The 15,438-nt window shown below is 57.8% G+C and carries 17 protein-coding genes; 2 read left to right on the top strand and 15 right to left on the bottom strand.

From position 1 onward, the window contains the following. The first annotated feature begins 2 nt into the window (after positions 1-2). A complete protein-coding gene (locus MWU60_RS10790; protein ID WP_247227304.1) occupies positions 3-809 on the top strand; it encodes a substrate-binding domain-containing protein in 807 nt (268 codons plus the stop codon). On the opposite strand, the gene MWU60_RS10795 is transcribed toward MWU60_RS10790, so the two are convergent. The 14 genes from MWU60_RS10795 to MWU60_RS10860 form a co-directional block, all read right to left on the bottom strand. Beyond that, positions 806-1,009, bottom strand: a complete 204-nt coding sequence (locus MWU60_RS10795) for a DUF6494 family protein (RefSeq protein ID WP_247227305.1) — start codon at positions 1,007-1,009, stop codon at positions 806-808. The genes MWU60_RS10790 and MWU60_RS10795 overlap by 4 nt on opposite strands. A gap of 32 nt (positions 1,010-1,041) precedes the next feature. Continuing rightward, positions 1,042-2,274, bottom strand: coding sequence for a c-type cytochrome (locus tag MWU60_RS19590; RefSeq protein ID WP_247227306.1), 1,233 nt, complete (start codon positions 2,272-2,274; stop codon positions 1,042-1,044). Between the two features lie 6 nt (positions 2,275-2,280). Next, positions 2,281-2,436: a hypothetical protein gene (locus MWU60_RS10805; protein ID WP_247227307.1), complete on the bottom strand. Its 156-nt coding sequence runs from the start codon at positions 2,434-2,436 to the stop codon at positions 2,281-2,283. A 3-nt stretch (positions 2,437-2,439) separates the two neighbouring features. Next, the gene (locus tag MWU60_RS10810) at positions 2,440-3,534 is read right to left on the bottom strand and encodes an Mrp/NBP35 family ATP-binding protein (protein ID WP_247227308.1); all 1,095 of its coding nucleotides are present in this window, start codon (positions 3,532-3,534) and stop codon (positions 2,440-2,442) included. Positions 3,535-3,630: 96 nt separating this feature from the next. Then, positions 3,631-4,656 carry a formate dehydrogenase subunit gamma gene (locus tag MWU60_RS10815; protein ID WP_247227309.1) on the bottom strand — a complete coding sequence of 342 codons (1,026 nt, stop codon included), beginning with the start codon at positions 4,654-4,656 and terminating at the stop codon, positions 3,631-3,633. A gap of 15 nt (positions 4,657-4,671) precedes the next feature. Next, positions 4,672-5,268, bottom strand: coding sequence for a formate dehydrogenase FDH3 subunit beta (gene fdh3B / locus MWU60_RS10820; protein WP_247227310.1), 597 nt, complete (start codon positions 5,266-5,268; stop codon positions 4,672-4,674). A gap of 15 nt (positions 5,269-5,283) precedes the next feature. Continuing rightward, complete coding sequence (locus tag MWU60_RS10825; RefSeq protein ID WP_247227311.1) at positions 5,284-8,244, bottom strand: formate dehydrogenase subunit alpha; 2,961 nt, start codon at positions 8,242-8,244, stop codon at positions 5,284-5,286. A 3-nt stretch (positions 8,245-8,247) separates the two neighbouring features. Beyond that, positions 8,248-8,457 carry a hypothetical protein gene (locus MWU60_RS10830; RefSeq protein ID WP_247227312.1) on the bottom strand — a complete coding sequence of 70 codons (210 nt, stop codon included), beginning with the start codon at positions 8,455-8,457 and terminating at the stop codon, positions 8,248-8,250. 58 nt (positions 8,458-8,515) lie between these two features. After that, entirely contained in the window at positions 8,516-9,178 is a 663-nt protein-coding gene (locus tag MWU60_RS10835) for a molecular chaperone TorD family protein (protein ID WP_247227313.1), read from the bottom strand. Between the two features lie 116 nt (positions 9,179-9,294). Beyond that, positions 9,295-9,918 carry a DUF3306 domain-containing protein gene (locus tag MWU60_RS10840; RefSeq protein WP_247227314.1) on the bottom strand — a complete coding sequence of 208 codons (624 nt, stop codon included), beginning with the start codon at positions 9,916-9,918 and terminating at the stop codon, positions 9,295-9,297. Then, a complete protein-coding gene (locus MWU60_RS10845) occupies positions 9,915-10,451 on the bottom strand; it encodes a DUF3305 domain-containing protein (RefSeq protein WP_247227315.1) in 537 nt (178 codons plus the stop codon). Before MWU60_RS10845 ends, MWU60_RS10840 begins: the two co-directional genes overlap by 4 nt. Further along, complete coding sequence (locus tag MWU60_RS10850; protein ID WP_247227316.1) at positions 10,451-11,467, bottom strand: DUF6352 family protein; 1,017 nt, start codon at positions 11,465-11,467, stop codon at positions 10,451-10,453. Before MWU60_RS10850 ends, MWU60_RS10845 begins: the two co-directional genes overlap by 1 nt. Continuing rightward, complete coding sequence (locus MWU60_RS10855; protein ID WP_247227317.1) at positions 11,464-12,021, bottom strand: DUF6505 family protein; 558 nt, start codon at positions 12,019-12,021, stop codon at positions 11,464-11,466. Before MWU60_RS10855 ends, MWU60_RS10850 begins: the two co-directional genes overlap by 4 nt. Continuing rightward, the gene (locus tag MWU60_RS10860) at positions 12,018-12,731 is read right to left on the bottom strand and encodes a biotin/lipoate--protein ligase family protein (RefSeq protein WP_247227318.1); all 714 of its coding nucleotides are present in this window, start codon (positions 12,729-12,731) and stop codon (positions 12,018-12,020) included. Before MWU60_RS10860 ends, MWU60_RS10855 begins: the two co-directional genes overlap by 4 nt. Positions 12,732-12,895: 164 nt before the next feature. On the opposite strand from MWU60_RS10860, the gene MWU60_RS10865 reads away from it, so the two are divergent. Next, positions 12,896-14,857 carry a 4Fe-4S dicluster domain-containing protein gene (locus MWU60_RS10865; RefSeq protein ID WP_247227319.1) on the top strand — a complete coding sequence of 654 codons (1,962 nt, stop codon included), beginning with the start codon at positions 12,896-12,898 and terminating at the stop codon, positions 14,855-14,857. Between the two features lie 12 nt (positions 14,858-14,869). Here MWU60_RS10865 and MWU60_RS10870 read toward each other — a convergent pair whose 3' ends face one another. Further along, positions 14,870-15,418, bottom strand: coding sequence for a TlpA disulfide reductase family protein (locus tag MWU60_RS10870; protein ID WP_247227320.1), 549 nt, complete (start codon positions 15,416-15,418; stop codon positions 14,870-14,872). Positions 15,419-15,438 lie beyond the last annotated feature (20 nt).

The following is a 15,438-nucleotide window of genomic DNA, read 5'->3' on the forward strand; positions in this document are numbered from 1 at the left end:
TGATGACACTGAGGTTCATTTCATGCGTTTTGGCGGTCCTGTTTCCAATGCTGGCCCATGCCGAAACGGTGCGCATGGCGGTCACAACGTCGTTTGAGAATTCCGGGCTTGCGGACGTCTTACTGCCGCCGATCAAAGACGAACTGGATCTTGATCTTCAGCTTTTGGTGGTGGGAACAGGGCAGGCCTTGACCTTGGGTGCCGCAGGCGATGTCGATGCCGTGCTGGTCCATTCCCGCGCCGCTGAGGACGCATTCGTCGCCGCAGGTCACGCCACGCACCGACGCGAAATCATGTATAATGACTTTGTCCTTGTCGGACCGTCCGCCGATCCTGCTGCCATTGCGGATGCGACAACTGCGATCGAAGCGCTGCAACGCATTGATAGGGCTGATGCTGTTTTTGTCTCTCGTGGGGATGACAGCGGAACCCACAAAATGGAGCTGTCGCTATGGGACAAGGCCGGGATTGCGCCTGATGATCTGGGCACATCGTATCAATCGGTCGGGTCCGGCATGGGCGCCGCGCTGAACACCGCGAGCGGTCTGAATGCCTATATTCTGTCGGATCGCCCGACATGGCTGACGTTTGGAAACAAGGGCGATCTAGTGCTGCTTTTTTCGGGTGATCCTGCGCTGTTCAACCCTTATGCGCTTTTACCGATCAACCCTTCCCGCCACTCGCATGTGAACGCTGATGCCGTTGCAAGGCTAGAGGAATGGCTGGCCGGGCCACGCGGCAAAGCTGCCATCGAAAGCTACACTTTTGATGGTCAGCCGCTTTTTGTGCACAGTGCGGTCGCGAATTAGTCCGTGCCGTCTGTGATCGTACCTTCAATACGATGTTCCAGATCAAGCCCCTCAATCCGCAACACCATAGTGGCCTGAAAGCTTTTCCCAGCAGTCTTTTCCGGCCCCGCAGCGCGCAATGCCTCTTCGATGGCCTGCTGCGAGGTCACACCAACCTGTTTTAGAAATTTGCGCATCGACATGTTGAAATCGTCGCTCATGGGGCGGTCTCCTTTGTGATGGGTCATCCGGTCTAACGGGTGACCATTTCCAGAAATTCAATCAGCGCAGCGCGGTCTTGCGCACTGGGCACCCGCTGTTCAGGCATGCGGCTGCCCGGAGTATAGGCGTCTGGGCCAAACTCAAAAAGCTCAGAAATGGTTTGCGCCGTCCACACGATATCAAGTTGCTTAAGTGCGTCAGAGTATTCGTACCCCTCTGCCGTCGCAATCGGACGACCGAAAACACCATGCAAGGTTGGCCCGGCACGTGCGCCATCATCCGGGGTCAGCGTATGGCAGACGGCACAGGCGCGAAACACCTCGGCCCCGCGCGGGTTGGTCAACGTGGGGTCCGGCGGTCCGTTGCCTGTCCCCAAGGCAATACCATCCAACGACCAGCGGCGGATCAAGCCATCATTGCCCCCTGTAAAAAGCACACCCTGTGCAATTGCCAAGGCCCATATCGGCCCTTGTCCGGTCTCGATCGCCACCTGCACATCCAATGTATCGGGGTCGATTAGCCAGACCTCGCCTGTTGTTGCGCCGACCGCGACAAAGCCGTCGCCCGCCGCAACCGACAAAAGGGGTCGCTTTGACAAACTGACTTGGGCGATTGGTGGGTCAACAGTGACCCGACGCAATGCGCCATCAGGCGAGGCGAGGAAAAGGGCCGTCCCATCTGTTGCCATTGCTGATGCCGGCGCCGGCAAGCTTACCTCGCCCCCGGTCGTTCCATCGCTTTGCCAAAACCGAAGCCTCAGATCAGCACCCACACTGGCCAAGCCATCGCGAAAAGCGATCAGCCCGGTAATCTGCCCGTCATGGGCGTTGATATAGCGTGGTGCACCCGTCCCGGACCACAGTGCGATCTGTCCGTCCCATCCCGCCGTCGCCAGCCCATCACCCAAAGCGGCCATGGCACCGACCGGAAGCGGATGCCAGATTTCTGATTGCAAAGGTTCAGGACCGTCCCCCCAGATGACGACACGGCCATCTTGGCCACCGGATGCGAACCGCCCTTCGCTCAATGGCAAAACAGCGGTCACTGCCCCTTCGTGATGCCGGGTAATTTGGGTCGCAAATGTGCCGTCCCAGACAATCGCCCGTGTATCGAATGACCCCGAATAGATGCGGCCTGCATCGTCCGTTGCCAGCGCGCGAACCGGGCCACCATGTCCGCGCAAATCCTGTGCGATCACAGGGCCAGCGCCGACCGCCATCACACTGAGCAGCGATGTGAACCAGACCCGCGCACGTTGCCCCACGGCGGCTTAGTTCGTGATCAGGTTTTGCTCACCGGGTGAGAGCCGCGCACCTTCGGTTGTGAAAGCGGCGGTACTATCGGTCTGGTAGGTGCTGTTCAACACGTTGGCTGCAACAAACGCGACGCCAATAATGACGACACAGGCGAGAAGGAAGGATTTCATCAGTCAGGCTCCTTGAAGTTTCTTATGAGTTTGAGTGGTCATGGACGACGCTGTCAAGTTGGCCCATAGCGCACGTGCCATGTCGATATAAAGGCGGCCCAGCGGGCCTTCGGGGTCGCGGGCGACAATCGGTTGTCCACTATCGGATGCGGCGCGTAAATCCATGGTCAGGGGCACCGCCCCCAAAAACGTGACCGACAGGCGTTCGGCTTCAGCTTTCGCGCCGCCAGTGCCGAAAAGAGCGTGTTCTTTGCCGCATTCGGTGCACGTGAAATGCGCCATGTTTTCGATCAATCCAAGGATGGGCACATCGACCTTTTGGAACATTGCGATCCCGCGACGGGCATCAATCAGGGCCAGATCCTGCGGTGTTGAAACGATCACCGCCCCCGACAGCGTTGTGCCTTGCGCGATTGCCAACTGGGCATCACCCGTGCCGGGCGGCATATCGACGATCAGCACGTCCAGCGCGCCCCAATCCACATCAGACAACATCTGCGTAATGGCAGACATGACCATGGGGCCCCGCCAAACCATCGCCGTTTCCGCATCGACCATCAGCCCCATCGACATGGCCGAAATACCGTTGGACTGCATCGGTATCAGTCGTCTGTCTTTGCCCATGCGCGGCTGGCCGTGCAGGGCCAGAAGTGTTGGGATGGATGGGCCATGAATATCGGCGTCCAGAATGCCGACCTTCAGGCCATTTGCCCGCAAGCCTAACGCAAGGTTCACAGCCGTGGTTGATTTGCCAACGCCGCCTTTGCCGGATGCCACGGCAACAACGTGGCGGACGTCTGGCAAAACAGGCTTTGCGGCTTGGGGTGCTGTCAGGACAGGCGCCTCAGGTGCGTCGTTTGTCAGGGTTACAAAGGCGCTCTGTGCACCGGGTATCCGGCGCAGGGCAGCTTCCGCTTTGGACCGGATATCGGCAAGCGAGGCTGCAGCCTTTGCTGTTGTTGAAATGGATACGCTGATGCGCCCGTTCGAAACAACTGGGCCAGTAACCTGTGACGCATCTAGAAACGGCGTGCCATCCGGCATTTGAAATTCAGAAAGCGCCGTGCGGGCCGCCAGCAGGATCGGATCATCGGCCATGTATTTGGGCTTTCTGTCAGGTCACATTTGGCTGGTAGAACACTAAAAGAATAGAAGCGACCGAAACTGATTTCCAGTGCCGGTCGCTGCAATAGACTATTCTGCGGGTTGCGTGCCTTTGGCGGGTGGATCCGCCGGGTCCGCTTTGCCCTGCACTTCTTCAACCCAAAGCGAATGGTGCTCCTTGGCCCAGTTCAGGTCCACTTCACCCGATCCCATTGCGTCAAATGCACCTTCCATACCGATTGAACCGATATAGATGTGGGCGATGATCACAAAGGACAGACCTGCGGCAACAATGCCGTGGATCAACTGGTAGAACTGCCAGTCCGCTTGCGTGCCTGCCAACACAGGGAAAAGCATCATAAAGCCAGTGAAAGACAGTGCGGCACCGCCCAAAGTCGTGGCCCAGAAGATGACCTTTTGACCGGCGTTGAACTTTTTGGCGGGCGGGTGGACGCCCTTCTTGAAAAGCCCGCCACCCTGTGCAACCCATTCGGCATCGACCTTATTGGGGATGTTATGGGCCACCCAGACAAGGAACGACAGGATCAAGCCCAGCATGAACGCCCAGCCCACATAGTTATGCGCGACCTTTCCCCAAACTGTGATCGTTGAAAATGCGCCTTCGCCAAGCCAAGGCAAAATCATCGTGCGCCCCAAGACAAGGTTCAGACCCGTCAGCGCAAGAACGATGAACGATCCCGCCATCAACCAATGGGCAAAGCGCTCAATAGCTGTAAATCGCAGGATACGGATGCCGGACATTTTGCCGTCGATCATAATGCGACCGCGGATCATGTAGAACAGCGCCAGAACAACAACGGCACCGACGACCGCAGCGATTGTCAGAAACCGCACTGTGCCCGTATGTGTACTGGCCCAGGACGCGTTGCCGGGTTTGATCAAACCACTGGACAGGTCATCGGGAATGGAGACCCGCCCTTCGATTTTGTCACCTTCTTGCAGTGCCTGAAGCAGCGCATCTTCGGTGACGGACTCGGCCGTGGGGTTGATCTGTTGGGCCTGTGCCGCAGGTGTGAACGCCATGCCGGCGACACCAAGCATCGCGACAACGCCAAGAACAGCCACAAAACGCTGCGCAAGAGTTTTCATATTCATATTCCTGTCTCCTGCTTACACTGTGATCGCATCGCCATAAGCGGTGCGCCAGCCCCATGCGCCAGAGCCATAGCCCCGCGTCACAACACGTTCTTTGTAAATCTCGGCGATGATATCACCGTCACCAGCAAGCAATGACTTGGTTGAACACATCTCGGCGCAAAGCGGTAGTTTCCCTTCCGCCAAACGGTTTGACCCGTATTTGACGTATTCCGCTTCGGTCATGTCGGCCTCTGGTCCACCTGCACAATAGGTGCATTTGTCCATCTTGCCGCGTGTGCCGAAGTTACCGACTTTGGGGTATTGCGGCGCGCCAAACGGACAGGCGTAGAAGCAATACCCGCAGCCGATGCAAGTATCCTTGGAATGCAGAACAACCGCGTCGTCGGTTGTATAAAAGCAGTCCACCGGGCAAACCGCAGCGCAAGGCGCGTCAGTGCAATGCATGCAAGCCATCGAAACGGAACGTTCACCCGGCAAACCATCATTGATCGTCACAACCCGACGACGGTTGATACCCCAGGGCACCTCGTGCTCGTTTTTGCAGGCTGTCACACAGGCGTTGCATTCGATGCAGCGGTCCGCGTCGCAAAGGAATTTCATTCGTGCCATATTATCTGTCCTCCCTTATGCCGCTGAAATCTGGCAAAGTGTGACCTTGCCTTCATGCATGCCAGTTACCGGGTCATATCCGTAGGATGTGACCGTGTTGACGCTTTCGCCCAAAACAATCGGGTCTGTGCCCGCAGGGTAGTTGCCCCGCTGGTCTTCGCCTTGGAACCAACCTGCAAAGTGGAATGGCATAAAGGCCACCCCGGACGCGACGCGTTCGGTCACAAGTGCTTTGACCCGTGCTTTGCTGTCGTTTTCAGGGCCATTGACCCAAACCCAACCACCATCGGTGATGCCGCGTGCCGCCGCATCCGTTGGGTTGATTTCCACGAACATGTCTTGCTGCAATTCCGCAAGCCATGGATTTGAACGGGTCTCTTCGCCGCCACCTTCGTATTCCACCAAACGACCAGAGGTCAGCACGATGGGGAAGCTGTCGGCAAGGTTGCGATCAACCGCAGAGGCCTGAAGTGTATGGCCAATGTTCGGAACGCGGAACTGACGTCCATCTTCGCGTGTTGGATAGTCGGCCACCAGATCAGGACGCGGCGAATAGATCGGTTCGCGGTGCACCGGGATCGGATCAGGCAGGTTCCACGCAACTGCGCGGGCCTTGCCGTTGCCGAAGGGCACACAACCATGCTCAATCGCAACGCGTTGAATGCCACCTGACAGATCAAGTGACCAGCTGACCTTTGCCATCGCTTCGGGATCATTGTTGCCGATGCGCTGGATTGTTGCCAACTCGTCCGCGGTCAGATCGGTGTCCCAGCCAAGGGATTGCAGGATGCCGTAGGTGAACTGCGGATAGCCATCCTCAATCTCGGATCCAACGGGATAGCTGCCCTCGGCAAGCAGTGTTTCACCTTCGCGGTCCAGACCAAAGCGCGGACGGAACCCGCCACCACCGTCTTTCACGGCGACGTTTGGATTATACAGGATATGGGTGCCGGGATGTCCAAACTCTGGCGTGCCCCAACATGGCCAAGGCAGACCATAGAAATCGCCCCCAACTTCTTCTGCGTCAGCAGGTGCGCGTAGCGTGACAAGGTCAAACTTGTCCTGATTGGCCATATGCGCCTTGATCCGCTCTGGGCTTTGACCGGTGTAGCCAGTGGACCAGCCACCACGGTTAATCTCGCGCAGGATCGATTCCGCTGTCGGCTCCATCGAGAATTTGCCCTGCACCATATCGTATGGTTTGAACATCTCATCAGCGAAGCCAAGCTTCTCAGACAAGCGGTAAATTACCGCATAATCGTTGTCGCTTTCAAAGATCGGCTCAACAACTTTTTCGCCCCACTGCACGGACCGGTTCGAGGCTGTCCGGCTACCATCACATTCAAACTGCGTTGAGATCGGCAGCAGGTACGTGTTGTCAGGGCGGTCATGCAAGGCCGCAAAAGTAGTCGGATGTGGGTCAGCAACGACCAAAAGATCAAGAGCGTTCATCCCCTTAAGACTGTCGCCCATACGTGGTACAGTATTACCACCGTGACCAAAGACGATCATCGCTTTGATATTGTCGCGCTGATCGACGTCGTCGGCATCAAGCGTTGCTGCATCGAACCAGCGTGTCGAGGGGATACCTGCCATTTGCATATTGGCTTGGCGGTCACGTGCGTCGCGGCCACCCTTTGCGGGTACTTCGTCAAAACGCGCTTGCAGATATTCGTAAGGGACGTCCCAAACGCGCGACCAGTGGCGCCAGCCGCCTTCGGACAGGCCGTAATAACAAGGCAATGACCCGATATCGAGACCAAAGTCCGTTGCACCCTGCACGTTGCAGTGACCACGGAAGATATTCGCACCAGACCCGTTCGAGCCCACGTTTCCGGTCGCCAGCAGCAGGTTGCAATAGGTCCGCACGTTGGCTGTACCAACAGTGTGCTGCGTGCCACCCATGCACCAGATGAAAGTCGCAGGACCTTGCGTTGCAAAGGTTTCGGCAACACGGCGCAGTTCAGGTCCGGAAATGCCGCTGATCCGCTCGACCACCTCAGGCGGATACGCTTTCACAGCTTCGCGGATCTGATCCATGCCCCAGACGCGCTGGTCGATATATTCCTGATCCTGCCAGTCGTTTTCAAAGATGTGCCACATGATCCCCCAGATAATCGCGATATCTGTGCCGGGGCGCATACGGATGTAATCCGTTGCATGGGCTGCTGTGCGTGTGAAACGCGGATCAATGACGATGACATTGGCGCGGTTCGTTTCCTTGCCTGTCAGGATATGCTGCAAAGACACAGGGTGCGCCTCAGCCGCGTTGGAGCCCATGAAAATGATGGTCTTGGAATTGCGGATGTCATTGTAGCTATTGGTCATCGCGCCATAGCCCCAAGTGTTCGCAACACCGGCCACTGTGGTTGAGTGACAAATGCGCGCTTGGTGATCGACGTTATTGGTGCCCCAGAACGCCGCGAACTTGCGGAACAGGTACGCCCCTTCGTTTGAGAACTTTGCAGAGCCCAGCAAATACGCGCTGTCAGCCCCGTTCTTTTCGCGAATATCCAGCATCTTGTCGCCGATTTCGTCGATCGCTTGTTCCCAAGAGACACGGACCCACTCGCCGTTTTCTTTCTTCATCGGATATTTCAGGCGGCGGTCCCCATGAACCAGCTCGCGCACCGATGCACCTTTGGCGCAATGGGTGCCGCGGTTGATCGGACTATCCCATGCGGGTTCCTGTCCAACCCAGACGCCGTTCTGAACTTCGGCTTTCACCGTGCAGCCAACCGAGCAGTGGGTGCAAATGTTGGTTTTGACTTCGACCGGTTGGCTGAAATCCATCATGCCGGCTTCGGCACGCTGCACGGTCGTGGCACCGATAGCGCCGAATGCGGCAAGCCCCCCGACGGCAAGGCCAGAGGTTCTTAGAAAACTACGACGGTCAACGGGTTTGGCCGCCACATTCTGCGCAAAAGCGGCAAGACCGCTGCGGGATGCATCTTTTGATCTGCGTTTTACCAGCATGGCTTATTCCCCTGTGTAGTAACGATTGGTGCGATAAAATGCCTGCACATGCTCGGTCTCTTGATACCGTGCTTTTGTGCGCTCATCGCCGACTTCTTCTGCAAATGCAGGACGCGCGCCACCTGCGACCACACCGGTCGTGGCAGCTGCGGCCACAGCGCCAAAGAACCCGCGCCGCCCAATGCCTTTGTCCGTCTTGATGCTATCAGCCATGTCATCCTCCCTTTTGTCGTCTCTACGACCCATCGGCTTTGCGCCGAATGGGCTGTTATTAAATCTTCTGGGCGCTTGACCCAGAGGTTCGATGCGCTTTGGCCTCAAGGGCAAAGGCGCGAATTTCTATATCTGTGAAAATACGGCCAACCTCGGCCACAGCGCGGTAAAAACGCGCACTTGGCGCAACCGCCAGATCGTCAAAGAACTGCGTTGCCCAAGGTTCCAGATGCCGCGCGAAAAACCCGGCCTGACCGGCGGCACCACAGCCCAGAACACCGGCATCAAAGTGACCCGCAGCAAGCCCCGACATCACTTCGGCCATGCTCGCGATATGATCTTCAGGCTCGAACCGCCCGTCGGCACGTTCCACACCCATCATCGCAAGATCGCGTCTGAGATCAGCCAAAGGCCGTTCGTTCAGGAACCCGGTCAGATAGAATGACGCATAAGGGAGCAATTCACCGCGCCCCACGCCCATAAATAGTTCAAAGTATTCACGAGCCACATCATCGACATCCGCAGTGGCGGCCGTTTCGGCAAGAACCCGGTAGGACTGCCCAAGCGCTGTGTCATCACCGGTCAAACCCGCTAATGCAGCGAGTGTTTCGCGATCCGGTGGCGCAACCAAAAGCGACGCAATCAGCGACCATTGCTGGGCGCGAAGCATCTCGTATTCTGATCTGGCTGGCTCGGCTTGGGCCGTGCTGGCTGTGGACAATGTCTTTCCTCACTGATGGAATCTAAGGCAAAGCATAGCATGACTGCCTAACGATCCCACAGTTTCCGACACTTGGCAATCATTTGCGACGCCGCAGATGCGCCGAAGTGCCGCAGTTATTCGGGCACCGCACCGCCATGCCGACGTCCGGGCGGAAGGGCTGCATGATCATCTGCGGGACGCTGTGCATCGGTTTCTTTTTGTGGCGTGGCCTTTGACGGTGTATCACGTCTGACGGCTGAGGGTGCTGGATCAGCCTGATGCGCAATCTCGATCGGTTCCGCCTCTTCGGGTGCAGCATCGTCTGCGTTCATCTCTTCGGTGTCCTCGGATTGGGTGCCGATGATGCCTTTGACCATTTTGGCGATACTTTGCTCTGATAACACGCCCCCACCGCCGGGCACACCGCCGGGGGCGTTCCAGTCCCATGCATAATCAACCGCCGGATCAAGATAATCGCGCACCGCAGGACTGGCCCGCCAAAGCCTGCGCATGGCCGCGTTTTTAAGATGAGCCGGAACGCCCTTGGCAAGAAACGGGCTGATATCAAAACCGGCTGTGATGTCATCAAGCGACGGCAATACTGCAACCACATCGGGATCTTCGACAGGGAGGTTGGGAATAGCTGCATCTGGCACGACATTTTTATCTTCTACAGTCTTTTCCTCGCGCCTGGCCGCCAGCTTGCGCTGCGACCAGCCTTTTAGACGTCCACTGTCTGTGCCTTCTGGATCGCTCATGTTGACCCCCTTGGCGGCAACCCTGCCTTGCCGCGCGTCTGCACCCATTTTTCGCGGTCCGACAGGATGCGTGGCGCACGCGGGTCATGCTGCGACGTGGCCGGCACGCGCTTGCGCTTGTGAAAGACCTCATGCACGTGATGGGCCTGAATAAAGGTGTCAATACTGGCTGCGACGGCAGGCGGGATCGGCAGTGCTTCGACCACACGCTCAGGATCACTTGCCATCGCCTCGCCTTCATAGGGGTCGGCGGTCACAAGACGCACCTGATCCCCATCGCAAGACACCCAAAGCGATGGTTGTGCCGCGCGCAGATTGTCAATGTAGTGAGCGGTTTCGCCGGAATGCAAAACCACCGCATGATCGCCCATGTAGTAGGTATGAACGTCGCCTTGTGTCGACATCAGCGCGCCTGCTTCAAGTGCGGGTATATCCGCCATCAATGCAGCAGGCACGACACGGCGTTGGGCCCAGACATTGGCAGGCGGATGTGACACACCCACAACGGCGACGCGAACAACCTGCCGGGGCATCAGGCCGTCCCCATTGTGGCCGGAAACGGCGTAACGCTGTCATCCGCAAGCGGCAGCCCGGTCACAAGGTTCTGCGGTTTGAACCTGATCACATTGCTACCATCAAGGCCGATCAAGATATAAACCGGCTGCGTCCCGATTTGCGGCAAAATGCCATCCGGCGTCGCAAAGGTCAGGGCGAAAAGGCCAACCAAAGAAGGCTCGGGCGTCTGCCCATTCCAAAGCGCATTCCCTACTTTGGTGCCCGCTTCATCAAGGCCTACGAACCATTGTAAATCAACATCATCGGCAGCCATCATCGGCGCAACGTGCACCGCTTTGCCCAAAAGATGGGTCACAAAGCGCGCAATCGCATTGGCCAGTCCTACGCGCGCCTGTTGATCGGCGCCGAAGGCCAACACCATGCTATGCGCGTCAGAGCGGCTCCAATAGGTCCAGGCATTGGCGTCGTTCAGCACATCCAGCGCATCAACTCCGCCGTTCATCATCGCAAATAGCGGATTGCTGTGCATTTCACCTTCAAGCTCAGAGACCAACTCGTCATCCGCCAGCATCAGCCCACCGTCATGCAGATAGGCGCGCTGCGGGCGAAAGAACATCTCGGCGGCGCGCAACGTATGGATATCGTCGCAACCGTCCAGCGCGTTGCGCAGGATGAGCTGCACCAATTGATCATAGAACATATGCGGCAGGCGGACCCGATTGCGTACCAGAGCCAAATAACCCTCTTCGATAGACCCAGCGTCAAGTAGCGTATCGCGCAAGGTCAACAGAAAGTCCCAGTTTTCACGCGCGTCGGCGTCTTGCATATTGGCCCGTTCCATCACGGTCACCGGCGCACGCGGCGTTTCCAGCAAGCGCACATGCAGGGCACGTTCTGCGGCGCAGGCTTCTGGGGGTGGGACAATTTCAGGACGGGCCAGCCACGCGAGGATCAACTCATCCGTCACCTGCATACGGCCTTCTGCATCAAGCCGCGTCATATGGTGGCCGGAGGCAACCCAGAATTCTCTCATGGCGCGTCCTTCTCTTCGACAAGTGCCGCAAGATCAAAACTCTCGTCCTCGTCGGTTTCAACCATATGAAAGGCTTTGTCGTGACCACCCAGATAGTCCGCCGAGAAGGCCGTCGTGTCACGCGGCTTCAGGGTACGAAACTGTTCTCTGATACCGCTTTGATCTTGCGTACGGTGCAGCGCGATCAATGTCCCCTCGCTATGACCACGGCACAAGTCCTCTGCCAGCGCCACCTCTTCGGCAGCGGCAGGACGGGCGGTTGCTACATCAGGCGCACCCAATTTTTCGACAAACTGCCGGGCCAATGTTTCAATGACCTCTTCGCGGTCTTCGGCGCGGGCGAAGGTCACAGTGACCAAGGTTGACCAGCCGAAACTGTCAGCACCCAGAAACCCCGACCGAAAGGCGATCTGTTCCTTCCGGCTCAGGCTTTCGGCATTCCGGCCAGCGAATAGGAATGTTCCGGGCACGGCCCATTCGCCGGGGCGCGCGGCAGGTGCAAAAATCACGTCGTCCGACCGATCAAGCTGGATAGTCCTGGGCAAGCGGATCATAGCTTTGGACCTGTTTCATTGCGCCACGGGGTCATGGTCACTGCATCTTTCAACGCGACAAGGCCATCCGCGGTCTGCAAATCACCGTCCATGGTGATGGTGCCTTCGTTTGCCAGCTTGCTGCTGTATTGCGCAGCTAATGGTTCAAACCCGCCATGCGCCATCCGGTCAAAATTCAGCATCAGATAGGAGGCAAAGCTTTCCAGGATCGCCGGTGGGTCTTCAAACTCTTCCTCCTTTAAAGACAGCGAATCTGGCTGATTGCCCGGCGCTGACAAATGGTCGCGGTCCGCAATCAATTCGACCCCCAGCACCATCCAGTCTGGAATATCATCCTCTGCGGTATCCGGGGCCACGCAAAGCCGCATACCACCAAGCCGCGCACCATCAAGGCGCACTTCACCCGGCCAGCCAAACCCGACCGCGCGTTCAGGCGGGCAGTGCGCTGCAATCGCATCGCCCAAACCCAACATACCCAGAATGAACGCTTTGCGCGCTTGCGACAAAGGCGTTTCAGGCTCAAGCACAACCGCAAAATCAAAACGCCCCGGCCCCTTCTGACCGGCGCTTGCATGCCACACAAGCGTCCCCGCCCCATGTTCAGGTGCCAGGCTGATGGCATGGTCAAAAGCATCCCCCTGTGCAAGCCAATGCGCTGTATAAGGCGGAGGAAGCAAAAGCGCACGGGGCGCGGTAACATCATCGAGCACTGCGGCTTGTCCTTGCATCGTCGTTTGTTTCATTCGATTGTAATGCTCTTTCCCCCCACTACAAGTGCGGTCGGGGTCATTCAAAACTGCTCGATTGGACCACAAAACCCATGACCAAAGCGACTTCAGGCCGAACTGTCCTTACATGCACTTGTGAAAACACCATGTCACCCGATGAAAGTGCGCTGGCCAAAGCAGGGTGCGGCGGTGCCGCGTCGGTCAACCAGCTTTGTCGCGCAAATCTCGATCATTTTCGCGCAGCCTTGGCGGAAGGTTTTCCCGTGACGGTTGCCTGCACGCAAGAGGCGCCGCTCTTTTCTGAGATCGCCGCAGACGAAGCCCCCGATGTGTCTTTATCCTTTGCAAACATTCGTGAAACGGCAGGTTGGACAGCGCAGGCTGACACCAGCGGGCCAAAGATGGCCGCCATGGTTGCCGCAGCCTCGGTGGACCCGGCCCCTTTTGGTGTGACCACTTTGGAAAGCAACGGTGTGACCTTGATCCTTGGTCGCGATGAAACCGCGCTTGAGGCCGCAGCGACCCTTGCTGATCATCTCGACATTACGGTGCTGATGCAGCCCGGCGTGGCCATTGTCCCACCGGCGCAAACACGATTTCCGGTCCTGCAAGGCCGCATCCGTTCGGCGACGGGCCACTTGGGCGCATTCGTCTTGACGGTCGATGATTATGCGGCACCCTCGCCGTCGTCTCGGGATGTGTTGAAATTTGAAACAGCGCGGGATGGTGCGGTTTCACGGGCTGATCTTGTAGTTGATCTGACCGGGGGGCGACCGCTTTTTACAGCCCATGATCTGCGGCCCGGCTATTTGCGCGCCGATCCTAAGGACACCCCGGCTGTTGCCGCCCTCATCGCTGAGGCGGGTCAGATGGTTGGGGCCTTTGATAAGCCCGTTTATATCGACTTTCTGGCTGATCTTTGTGCGCATTCCCGCAATGAGATCACCGGCTGCACCCGTTGCCTTTCGCTTTGCCCCACCGGGGCGATAACGCCTGATGGTGATAGCGTTCAGATTGATCCGGCTATTTGCGCCGGATGCGGTCAATGTGCCGCCGCTTGCCCCACAGGGGCTGCCAGCTATGCGCTGCCTGATGTGGCCACGGTCGCGACCCGTCTGCGCGCAGCGCTGAAGGCGTGGCATGCGGCTGGCGGCACTGTGGCGCCAGCGATCCTCCTGCATGATGCAGACCACGGAGAGCCTTTGATCAACGCATCAGGCCGTTTTGGCCGGGGCTTGCCCGCGCATGTCATCCCCATCGGCCTGAACGAAATCACCCAAGCCGGACCTGAAGTATTGGCTGCGGCCTTTGCATATGGTGCTGGTGCGGTTGCCCTTCTGGCGCGGGCCCGACCGCAGCACGATATCGAAGGGTTACGCGCGGGCATAGATCTGGTGGCCAGCGTCGGATCGGCCATGGGCCATGGGCCGATCACGCTGGTCGAAACGGACGACCCGGATGCTTTGGAAACAGCGTTGGAGGCCATGCCTCGCAGCCCCGTGTCGGCAACCCCGTCCAGCTTTTTGCCACCCACCGATAAGCGCGGGCTTTTGGTTATGGCATTTGCGGAAATGAACCGTGCCGCAGCACAGCCTGTACAAAACATGCCTTTGCCTCAAGGCGCGCCGTTTGGGCGCGTGCATGTGGACACAGATGCCTGCACGCTGTGTCAGGCATGCACCGGGGTTTGCCCGACAGGTGCACTTCTTGATAATCCCGAAACACCGATGCTGCGGTTTACAGAAAGCGCATGCGTGCAATGTGGCCTTTGTGCCGCTACATGCCCCGAAACAGCGATCACTTTGACACCGCAGATTGATTTTCAGGCGTGGGAAACACCACGTCAGATCCTGCATGAGGAACCGCCCTTTTGCTGCACAAAATGCGGCACGGCTTTCGCCACGCGCTCAGGGATTGAGCGTGTTCAATCGCGTCTGGCGGATCACTGGATGTTTCAGGGCGATACGGGTGCCGAGCGCATGAAGGTGCTCGCAATGTGCGAAGATTGCCGGGTTGAGGAAGTTGTCAACCAAGGCTTTGATCCGCATGATGAGACGACGCGAAAAGTGAGAACGCGCGCTGACTACGCGGACGATGACAAAAGCTGATCAGATTATCGACTAGCTCTCTGGCTCGATCAACGCCTGCATAATGGCCATGGCGTTTTCGCTCGACCAATCGGCATCGCCTTGCATGCGTCCGACCTCGCGGCCTTCTGGGTCGATGATGATTGTCACCGGCAGTCCCAAAACACCCAAGCTACGTGCGAGGCTCTGGCGTGCGTCTGTATGCAGCGGCAGGTTATCGACTTCGATTTCTGCGAAAAAGCGCTGCATACCGGGCAAGGGGTTGCGCCCCGTTGCGATTGTGACGACCTCTAGTTTATCCCCACCCATGGTTTCTTGCAGCGCTGAGAGATGCGGCATTTCATGCCGGCATGGCGCGCACCACGTCGCCCAGAAGTTCAGCACAACATGTTTTCCCGCATAATCGGCGAGCGTCATGTCTTGCCCGTCCTCGCTTTTGAAAGCGACGTCTGAGCTTTCAATTGGCGCGCTGTGAAAGATCAGCTTGCGCATATCGCCTTCGCGCATCGCCTCTGCCGCGGCCACATCCGCATGGCCGGTATTTGCAAGACCCAAAAGGGCCGTATAAAGCAGGGCAGACATTAACTTTCGCACAGGCGACT

It is taken from the genome of Yoonia sp. F2084L, from assembly GCF_023015625.1.
Taxonomy (GTDB): Bacteria; Pseudomonadota; Alphaproteobacteria; order Rhodobacterales; family Rhodobacteraceae; genus Yoonia.

Bases quoted from the DNA above. Each gene is read 5' to 3' on its own strand.
- MWU60_RS10825 (WP_247227311.1), bottom strand. From the start codon at position 8,244: ATGCTGGTAAAACGCAGATCAAAAGATGCATCCCGCAGCGGTCTTGCC.
- MWU60_RS10840 (WP_247227314.1), bottom strand. From the start codon at position 9,918: ATGAGCGATCCAGAAGGCACAGACAGTGGACGTCTAAAAGGCTGGTCG.
- MWU60_RS10790 (WP_247227304.1), top strand. From the start codon at position 3: ATGACACTGAGGTTCATTTCATGCGTTTTGGCGGTCCTGTTTCCAATG.
- MWU60_RS10850 (WP_247227316.1), bottom strand. From the start codon at position 11,467: ATGAGAGAATTCTGGGTTGCCTCCGGCCACCATATGACGCGGCTTGAT.
- MWU60_RS10805 (WP_247227307.1), bottom strand. From the start codon at position 2,436: ATGAAATCCTTCCTTCTCGCCTGTGTCGTCATTATTGGCGTCGCGTTT.
- MWU60_RS10870 (WP_247227320.1), bottom strand. From the start codon at position 15,418: ATGTCTGCCCTGCTTTATACGGCCCTTTTGGGTCTTGCAAATACCGGC.
- fdh3B (WP_247227310.1), bottom strand. From the start codon at position 5,268: ATGGCACGAATGAAATTCCTTTGCGACGCGGACCGCTGCATCGAATGC.
- MWU60_RS10795 (WP_247227305.1), bottom strand. From the start codon at position 1,009: ATGAGCGACGATTTCAACATGTCGATGCGCAAATTTCTAAAACAGGTT.
- MWU60_RS10855 (WP_247227317.1), bottom strand. From the start codon at position 12,021: ATGATCCGCTTGCCCAGGACTATCCAGCTTGATCGGTCGGACGACGTG.
- MWU60_RS10830 (WP_247227312.1), bottom strand. From the start codon at position 8,457: ATGGCTGATAGCATCAAGACGGACAAAGGCATTGGGCGGCGCGGGTTC.
- MWU60_RS10865 (WP_247227319.1), top strand. From the start codon at position 12,896: ATGTCACCCGATGAAAGTGCGCTGGCCAAAGCAGGGTGCGGCGGTGCC.
- MWU60_RS10845 (WP_247227315.1), bottom strand. From the start codon at position 10,451: ATGCCCCGGCAGGTTGTTCGCGTCGCCGTTGTGGGTGTGTCACATCCG.
- MWU60_RS10815 (WP_247227309.1), bottom strand. From the start codon at position 4,656: ATGAATATGAAAACTCTTGCGCAGCGTTTTGTGGCTGTTCTTGGCGTT.
- MWU60_RS10810 (WP_247227308.1), bottom strand. From the start codon at position 3,534: ATGGCCGATGATCCGATCCTGCTGGCGGCCCGCACGGCGCTTTCTGAA.